This is a genomic window from Streptomyces sp. NPDC096013, assembly GCF_044763565.1.
Taxonomy (GTDB): domain Bacteria; phylum Actinomycetota; class Actinomycetes; order Streptomycetales; family Streptomycetaceae; genus Streptomyces.
In genome coordinates this window covers 1-1,235 of the sequence record NZ_JBIWGK010000049.1, presented here as the reverse complement: position 1 = coordinate 1,235, position 1,235 = coordinate 1, and the positions used below count along the sequence as shown (strand labels likewise).

Below are 1,235 nucleotides of genomic sequence, written 5' to 3'. Positions count from 1 at the left end.
CTAGTGCTGTGACCGCGTTGGTTCGCCGGGGTGGCGGTTGGATGTGGGGTGACGTCCGATCCGATCGCTGGAGGCGCGGTGGCCGAGCCTGTCCGTGTGCGCAGACTGACCGACCAGGAGGGGCAGAAGCTGCAGCAGATCGTGCGCCGGGGCAGTACCAGCACGGTGCGTTACCGGCGGGCGATGATGCTGCTGGCCTCGGCCGGCGGGAACCGGGTGCCGGTGATCGCCCAACTGGTGCAGGCCGACGAGGACACGGTGCGGGACGTGATCCACCGGTTCAACGAGATCGGCCTGGCCTGCCTGGACCCTCAGTGGGCGGGAGGCCGTCCCCGCCAACTCAAGCCTGACGACGAGGATTTCGTCATCGCGACGGCCACCACCCGCCCGGTCAAGCTCGGCCAGCCCTTCACCCGCTGGTCGCTGCGCAAGCTCGTCGCCTACCTGCGCAAAGTGCACGGCCGAGTGATCCGCATTGGCCGCGAGGCGTTACGGTGCCTGCTCGCCCGCCGCGGCATCACCTTCCAGCGCACCAAGACTTGGAAGGAGTCCCCGGACCCCGAGCGCGACACCAAGCTCGACCGCATCGAGGAGGTGCTGGACCGCTTCCCGGACCGGGTCTTCGCCTTCGACGAGTTCGGGCCGCTCGGGATTCGGCCCACCGCGGGCTCGGGCTGGGCCGCACAAGGACATCCCGACCGGCTGCCGGCCACCTACCACCGCACCCACGGAGTCCGGTATTTCCACGGCTGTTACTCGGTCGGTGACGACAGCTTGTGGGGCGTCAACCGCCGCAGGAAAGGCGCCGGGAACACGCTGGCCGCACTGAAGTCGATCCGCGCCGCCCGCCCGGACGGCGCCCCGATCTACGTGATCTTGGACAATCTGTCGGCCCATAAGGGCGCCGACATCCGCCGCTGGGCGCGGAAGAACAAGGTCGAGTTGTGCTTCACGCCGACCTACGCCTCGTGGGCGAACCCGATCGAGGCCCACTTCGGGCCGCTGCGGCAGTTCACCATCGCCAACTCGAACTACCCCAACCACACCGTGCAGACCCGGGCCTTGCACGCCTACCTGCGGTGGCGCAACGCCAACGCCCGCCACCGCGACGTCCTGGCCGCCGAACGTAAGGAACGCGCCCGCATCCGCAGCGAGAAAGGCATCCGCTGGGGCGGACGCCCCCTCACCACCGCTGCCTGACCAACCCGGCGAACCAACACGGTCACAGCACTAGC

The 1,235-nt window shown here is 69.0% G+C and carries 1 protein-coding gene; it reads left to right on the top strand.

The window, feature by feature from the left end; all coding sequences use genetic code 11:
* Positions 1–78: 78 nt before the first annotated feature.
* Entirely contained in the window at positions 79–1,200 is a 1,122-nt protein-coding gene (locus ACIRB1_RS47125) for an IS630 family transposase (protein ID WP_403470129.1), read from the top strand.
* Positions 1,201–1,235: the final 35 nt, after the last annotated feature.